This window comes from Streptomyces sp. CA189 (genome assembly GCF_056428985.1).
The window spans coordinates 68,312-74,870 of sequence record NZ_JBWJVM010000044.1 but is presented as its reverse complement, the minus strand read 5'-3'; the positions used below and the strand labels follow the sequence as shown (position 1 = coordinate 74,870).

Annotated in this window: 8 protein-coding genes and 1 pseudogene; 7 read left to right on the top strand and 2 right to left on the bottom strand. The window is 72.1% G+C overall.

What is annotated here, in order from left to right; all coding sequences use genetic code 11:
• Nucleotides 1-127 precede the first annotated feature (127 nt).
• Nucleotides 128-631, bottom strand: a pseudogene (locus AC061S_RS27930) (pirin family protein); the annotation flags it as partial.
• A gap of 172 nt (nucleotides 632-803) precedes the next feature.
• On the opposite strand from AC061S_RS27930, the gene AC061S_RS27925 reads away from it, so the two are divergent.
• From AC061S_RS27925 to AC061S_RS27895, 7 genes are all read left to right on the top strand, one after another.
• Entirely contained in the window at nucleotides 804-1,172 is a 369-nt protein-coding gene (locus AC061S_RS27925) for a tetratricopeptide repeat protein (protein WP_478688644.1), read from the top strand.
• A gap of 171 nt (nucleotides 1,173-1,343) precedes the next feature.
• Nucleotides 1,344-2,549: a methyltransferase gene (locus tag AC061S_RS27920; RefSeq protein WP_478688643.1), complete on the top strand. Its 1,206-nt coding sequence runs from the start codon at nucleotides 1,344-1,346 to the stop codon at nucleotides 2,547-2,549.
• An 87-nt stretch (nucleotides 2,550-2,636) separates the two neighbouring features.
• Entirely contained in the window at nucleotides 2,637-3,401 is a 765-nt protein-coding gene (locus AC061S_RS27915; RefSeq protein ID WP_478688642.1) for a MerR family transcriptional regulator, read from the top strand.
• Between the two features lie 123 nt (nucleotides 3,402-3,524).
• Nucleotides 3,525-4,154 (top strand): DUF6230 family protein, encoded by a 630-nt coding sequence (locus AC061S_RS27910; RefSeq protein WP_478688641.1) that lies wholly within the window; start codon nucleotides 3,525-3,527, stop codon nucleotides 4,152-4,154.
• Nucleotides 4,145-4,678, top strand: coding sequence for a DUF6114 domain-containing protein (locus AC061S_RS27905; RefSeq protein ID WP_478688640.1), 534 nt, complete (start codon nucleotides 4,145-4,147; stop codon nucleotides 4,676-4,678). The genes AC061S_RS27910 and AC061S_RS27905 overlap by 10 nt, the downstream gene beginning before the upstream one ends.
• A complete protein-coding gene (locus AC061S_RS27900; RefSeq protein WP_478688639.1) occupies nucleotides 4,675-5,331 on the top strand; it encodes a hypothetical protein in 657 nt (218 codons plus the stop codon). The genes AC061S_RS27905 and AC061S_RS27900 overlap by 4 nt, the downstream gene beginning before the upstream one ends.
• A 171-nt stretch (nucleotides 5,332-5,502) precedes the next feature.
• On the top strand, nucleotides 5,503-5,802 hold the full coding sequence (locus tag AC061S_RS27895) for a DUF2087 domain-containing protein (protein ID WP_478688638.1): 300 nt from the start codon (nucleotides 5,503-5,505) through the stop codon (nucleotides 5,800-5,802).
• Here the strand turns inward: AC061S_RS27895 and AC061S_RS27890 are convergent.
• A complete protein-coding gene (locus tag AC061S_RS27890) occupies nucleotides 5,775-6,539 on the bottom strand; it encodes a metallophosphoesterase (RefSeq protein WP_478688637.1) in 765 nt (254 codons plus the stop codon). The genes AC061S_RS27895 and AC061S_RS27890 overlap by 28 nt on opposite strands.
• Nucleotides 6,540-6,559: the final 20 nt, after the last annotated feature.

The window sequence follows — 6,559 nt, the reverse complement described above, 5'->3', positions numbered from 1 at the left end:
GCTCGGTGAGGTTCGCACCCCCGAGCTACCAAGAGGCCCCGCCTTCATGTCCGCACCACCGCAAGATCACCCGACCAGGAACCTTGTTCGACCTGCACGTTCCATGATCGGTACGACAACGGCTTCTCAGGCCCGGGGCGCTGACCTGCGGGAGGTCCGGGTGGTGCTGGAAGTGCGGGTCCACGTCGCGGTGCGCGTCCGGGAGGGCCACCCACAGCTGCGCGCCGTGCAGGAAGCGGGCGTGCGGGCGCGGGCTCTCCTCGGAGTGGCTGATGCCCCGGCCGGAGGTCATCAGGCCGAGCTCGCGCGGGCGGATCGTCGCCAGGCTGCCGACGCTGTCGCGGTGCAGCACCTCGCCCTCGTGGAGCCAGCTGACCGTCTGGAGCCCCGAGTGGGGGTGCGGGGCCACCGCCATACCGGGCTCGTCCGCGATGTCGTCGGGACCGTAATGGTCGACGAAGCACCAGGCGCCGACCATGCGGCGGCCCAGGTTCGGCAGGAGCCGCCGGACCTCGGTGGACTCGCCGAGTTTGACGGTGCGCGGGCTCAGGAGCTCGCGCACCGGCTCGGCGACGACGAACCCGCGGCCGCCGCAGGTGGAGAGAGCGGGCTGGCGATCGAGATTGCTCATACCGCACAACTTAGCCCCGGCGCCGCCGCCGCGGTCATGGGAATGTGCGTACGGATCCGCGTGTTGCAGCAGCCGGACGGAACGACGAGCACAGCAGGGCACAGCCGAGCAGAGCACGGCAGAGCACGGCAGAGCACGGCACCTGTACGGCGGAAGGGATCCGATGGACGTGATGGGCGGAACGGGAGCGATCGACGTGCAGCAGGGCTACCTGGAGCACGGGACCGCCGCCGAGCGCTGGGACCGCGGCCGGCTCTTCTTCGAGGCGAAGGAGTACGCGAACGCCGCCCGCGTCCTGCACGGCGTGGCGGCCGAGGCCCCCGAGCTGCTGGCTCCCCGGCTGCTGCTGGCCCGCGCCTACTACCACTCCGCCCAGCTCTCCAAGGCCGAGCGCGAGCTCCGCGCCCTCTTGGACCGCTGGCCCGTGGAGGACTACGCGCAGCTGATGCTCGGGCGGACCCTGGAGCGCCAGGGCCGGGCCGCCGAGGCGGCTCCGTACCTGCGGATCGCCGCCGCGATGGCCGGGGACTTCCCGGAGTAGCGGTACCGGAGCGGTCGCAGGCCCGGCCCGGAGCCGGTCCCGGAGCGGTAGCAGCGCAGTGCGGGACCGGGTCCGGGCCGGGCCTTCGGCGGGGCCGTGTGCAGCAGCGCCCACTCTCCCGGCCCCGCCCGTGCGGGACCGGGGCGGTCCCTCGGTTAGCCTGGGGGCAATATGAACCGTCTGACCACGCCCTTCGGCTCCTACGAGCTCGCCCGCTTCCCCGAGGACCCGCGCGACCGGCTCTTCGCATGGGACGCCGCCGACGAGTACCTGCTCCGCCACCTCGAATCCGGTACGGGTGAACGCGGCCCGGTGGATCTGGCCGGCGCCGGGCAGATCACCGTGATCGGGGACCGCTGGGGGGCGCTGACGACGGCGCTGGCCGCGCACCACCCGACCCAGATCACCGACTCCAGCCTGACCCGCTCCGCCACCGCGGCCAATCTGGACCGCAACGGCATCGGGACCGCCAAGAGCACCGTGACCCTGCTGACGACGCAGGACGCCCCGCCGGAGCGGATCGACGTGCTCCTGGTGCGGGTGCCCAAGAGCCTGGCGCTGCTGGAGGACATGCTCTACCGCCTCGCCCCGCACGTGCATGCCGGGACCGTCGTCGTCGGCGCCGGCATGGTGAAGGAGATCCACACCTCCACGCTGCGGCTCTTCGAGAAGATCCTCGGCCCGACGAAGACCTCGCTGGCCGAGAAGAAGGCCCGTCTGATCTTCTGCACGCCCGGCAACCCCGGAGCCGCGCATCCCCGGACCGACGGCCCGTGGCCGGTGACGTACACCGTCGACCAGGACGCCGGGTCGGGCTCCGGTCTGACCGTGGTCAACCACGCCGGGATCTTCTGCGCGGACCGCCTCGACGTCGGCACCCGCTTCTTCCTGCAGAGCATTCCGACCAACACGGACGGGGCCCGCGTCGTCGACCTGGGCTGCGGCAACGGCATCGTCGGCACGGCGGTCGCGGTGGCCGACCCGGAGGCCGAGGTCGTCTTCACGGACGAGTCGTACCAGGCGGTGGCCTCGGCCGAGGCCACGTACCGCGCCAATATCCAAGGACGCCTGGACCGCGCCGAGTTCATCGTCGGGGACGGGGTCTCGATGCTGCCGCCCGGTTCGGTGGACCTGGTGCTCTGCAATCCGCCCTTCCACTCCCACCAGGCGACGACCGACGCGACGGCGCTGCGGATGTTCGCGCAGTCGCGCAAGGTGCTGCGGCCGGGCGGCGAGCTGTGGGTGGTGGCCAACCGCCACATGGGGTACCACACGCACCTGCGCCGGCTCTTCGGCAACAGCGAAGTCGCCGCGAGCGAGCCGAAGTTCGTGGTCCTGCGGGCGGTCAAGCGGCGCGAGCAGCCGCGCGGCGCGTGACCTGGCGGTACCCGCTGTGCGGCGATCTCCCGACCGCCGCGGCCTAACCCGCCGGTAGGCCCGTCACCACGTCCTACACTCGGCCGCGTGAGCAGTCAGGTGGATCAGGACGCGGCCGTCGGCGGGCACTACCGCCGGGATGAACTGGCCCGCGCGGCCGGGGTGAAGGTGCGCAACCTGCGCTACTACCAGGAGCGCGGACTCCTCCCGGCACCACGCCGGGAGGGGCGGATCGCCTGGTACTCCGACGACCACCTCACCCGACTGCGCCTGATCAGCGACCTGTTGGGGCGCGGCTACACCGTCAACGGCATAGCCGAGCTGCTGGCGGCCTGGGAGCAGGGCGGCGGGCTCTCCCAACTGCTGGGCCTGGAGCGGGAGATGACCCGCGACTGGGAGCAGGAGGAGCCGGTCGTCATGTCCCGGGCCGAGCTGCGGGAGCTGTTCGGCCCGACGGCCTCCCCCGAGGACACCCGGCGGGCGGCCGAGCTGGGATACGTGACGATCGACGGGGACCTGGTCAGGCACCGCAGCCGGCGACTGCTGGAGGCGACGGTGACGCTGGTGCGGGCGGGGGTGCCGCTCGGGGAGGTCCTGGACGCGGGGGACTTCGTACAAACGCAGGCGGCCGCGGTCGCGGACCGGTTCGTCGCCCTGTTCAGCGCGCACGTGATCGGCGCGGACGGGCTGGAGCAGCTTTCGGCCACGCGCCTGCGGCACATCACCGAGGCGGTCGCGGCGCTGCGTCCGCTGGCGGGCGGGGTCGTGGCCGCCGAGTTCGCCCGGGCGATGGCCCGGCGGGTGGACGCCGAAGTCTCCGAGCTGCTGCGCACGGAGTCTTCCGGGGCGTGACTGGCGAGTAGGACTCGGCCGAAAAGGTACGCCCGAGCAACCTTGCCAACCCCCATTGGCACTCTTACATTCAACTCGTCGGTAACAAACAACGGTGCACAGCCGAACATAAGGGACGATCTCATGGCAGATTCCCCGAAGTTATCCGAGCGGGCCGACGATGCGGGCAGGGTCCGCTGGCGCCGGTTCGCCGTACTGACCCTCCCCGCCGTCGCCGTGACCGCCGGCCTCGGCATCGCCCTCGCGCAGGGCGCGCTCGCCGCCTCCTTCGCCGTCTCGGGCCAGCAGTTCAAGGTGTCGGCGAAGAGCCTGGAGGGCGAGGGCTTCGCCCAGTACGGCAGCGTGGACGTGAACGCCCGCGAGGAGCTCATCCCGGTGGCGGTCACCGCCATCAAGGAGGCCAAGCTGCACAGCCTCTGCCAGTCGGTGGTGACCACGCTCCCGATCATCGGGGACATCTCGCTCAACCTCACCGCCGGCCAGAAGGCCCCCGTCGAGGCGAGCAACCTCTTCGTGGACGCCACCCAGCTCTCCGGTGACGCGGTCTTCACCAACATCGAGATCGGCCGCGACGCCTCCACCCTCGACAAGGGGCCGGCGGACGCGGTGGGCATGCAGGACCTGTTCGCCCAGCAGGCCGACACCGTCAGCATCACCGATCTCCGCCAGACGGCCTGGGCGACCAACGCGGGCACCTTCAAGCTCTCCGGGCTGAACATGAACATCAGCAAGGGCAAGAAGGAATGCTTCTGAGTCGCTGGCGGCGCTGGCGGCGCGGCCGGCCCTTCTGGGGCGGGCTGTTCGCCATCCTCGCCGGGGCCGAGATCTGCGCCCTGCCGCTCGCGCCCTTGAAGATCATGCTCCAGCAAGGGGTGGCGGGGATCCCGTCCGTCCTGATGGGCATCGTCATGATCGTGCTCGGCCTCACCGCCTGGTTCTCCCCGCCCCAGCGCGCCCTGGCCGGAGTCCTCACCACCCTCATCGCCACGGCCGCGCTCGTCCTGTCGAACCTCGGCGGATTCCTGATCGGCACCCTGCTCGGCATCCTCGGCGGCGGCCTGATGTTCGCCTGGCAGCCGTACGCCGCCCCGCGCCCCGGCGCCGCACGGGACCCGGAGTCATCCGGGCCCGGCACCCCCACGGCCCAGTCCCCCACCGCTGCGTCCCCCACGGCAGAGTCCCCCACGGCCCAGTCCCCCACCGCTGCGTCCCCCACGGCCGCGTCCCCCACGGCCGCTCCCCCACAGCACCACGATCCCCAAGGAGTACAGCCATGAGCCGTACGCGCACCACCACGCTCGCGCTCGCCGCGGCCGCCACGGCCGGAGCCATGTCCCTCGCCCCGGCCTCCGCCACCGCCCTGCCCTTACCCCTGGCCGGGTCGACCACCGTCACCCCGGCCGGGCACGCCTTCAAGGCCACCCTCAGCGGGAAGGCCACCCTCAAAGCCGGTTCCGTCACCGTCACTTGTACGGTCTCGGTGTCCACCGGAACGGTGCCGGCCGCCCCCGGCAACAACAACCCGGCGGGCCCCGTCTCCTCGCCGATCTCGCCGCCCACGTACAGCTCCTGCACCTCCAGCATGTGGGGCGTGACCCCCACGGTCACGACCAGCGGCGCCTGGTCGGTGTCGATGCAGAACGGCTCCCCCATCACCGCCACCATGACCGTGCCCGCGGGCGGGCTCGTCGTCCAGACCAGCGGCCTCGCCGTCTGCACGGTCACCGCCGCCCCCTCCGGACCCGCGAGCGTCCCGGGGACCTGGACGAACGGCGCCCCGCCGAGCCTGACCTTCACCAACGCCTCGGTGCCGGTCACCGTCACCGGCGGCTTCGGCTGCCCGACGAGCGCGACCGCGTCCACCTTCAACGCCGTGTACAAGGTCACCGACACCACCAACCCCGCACAACAGATCACCGTCGGCCCCTGACACCCCCCGTGCACGAGGAAGCCCGCCGGCCCCCGGACCGCTCCGGGGCCGGCGGGCCTTCGTACGCCAGGGCCTCAGCGGTGGGCGGGGAACTCCATCGCCTGCCGACAGGTGGGACGGTTCTGGAAAACCCGTTGCCCCGGGGCGACCGGCCGGGTGAAGCTCGACGGCATGTCACAGAGCACCACAGAAACCCGTACGCCCACCCGCCGCGGCGTCGCCGACCTGTTCACCGCCGGCGGCCGCCTCGCCGCGATCCCGCGCAAGGCGGCCCGTCGCGAGCAGTTGCTCGTCCACCTCACCGAGACCCTCTTCGAGGCGGACCGCGCGTACACGGAGCCCGAGGTGAACGGTCTGCTGCTCACCGTCCACGAGGACTGCGCGGCGCTGCGGCGGTACCTGGTCATCGCCGGGCACCTCACCCGGACCCGCGACGGCTCCGGCTACCGGCGGGCCACGACCACCCTGTAGTGCGTCGTCAGCCGGCCGTCCTCACCGATCACGTGGAAGGCCACGGCCGGCGGCTCGTCCGTGTGGATGTACTCGCTCTCCCCCGACGCCGCCTCCCAGGGGAGCCGCGTCGTGGACACCACGCCCGGAGCCACGAGCAGCGGCCGCCCCGCGAAGGTGGTCGCCGCGCCGGTGTGGGCGTGTCCGCACAGGAACGCCGTCAGGTGCGGGTGCCGCTCGGCCAGCGCCGCCAGCCGCTCCTCGCCGAACTGCCGGATGCCGTCCACGTACGGGATGTGCAGCGCGACGGGCGGGTGGTGGAAGGCGACCAGGACGGGCACCTCGCGCGGTGTCTCGGTGAGCACCCCGTCCAGCCAGGCGATCGTCGAGTCCTCCAGGTACCCCCGGTGTTCACCGGGTACGGACGAATCGCACACCGCGAGGACGAAGCCGTCGCCGCGCAGCACCTGGTCGACCGGTGCCGCGGACGGGCGTTCCTCCCCCAGTAGACCGCGCCGGAAGGCGGCGCGGTCGTCGTGGTTCCCGGGGCAGACGACCAGCGGATGGCGGGAGCCGAGGGCCTTGCGCGCCTCCTCGTACTCCTCCGCGCGCGCGTGATCGGCGATGTCACCGCTCACCAGCACCGCGTCGAGCTCGTACGGGAGCCCCTCCAGGTACTCCATGACCACGCGGGTCCGCTCGGCGGCCCGGTCTCCGCCGTCGAGGTGGACGTCACTGAGGTGGGCTATCACGATCACGGTCGGTGGCTCCTTCGGTG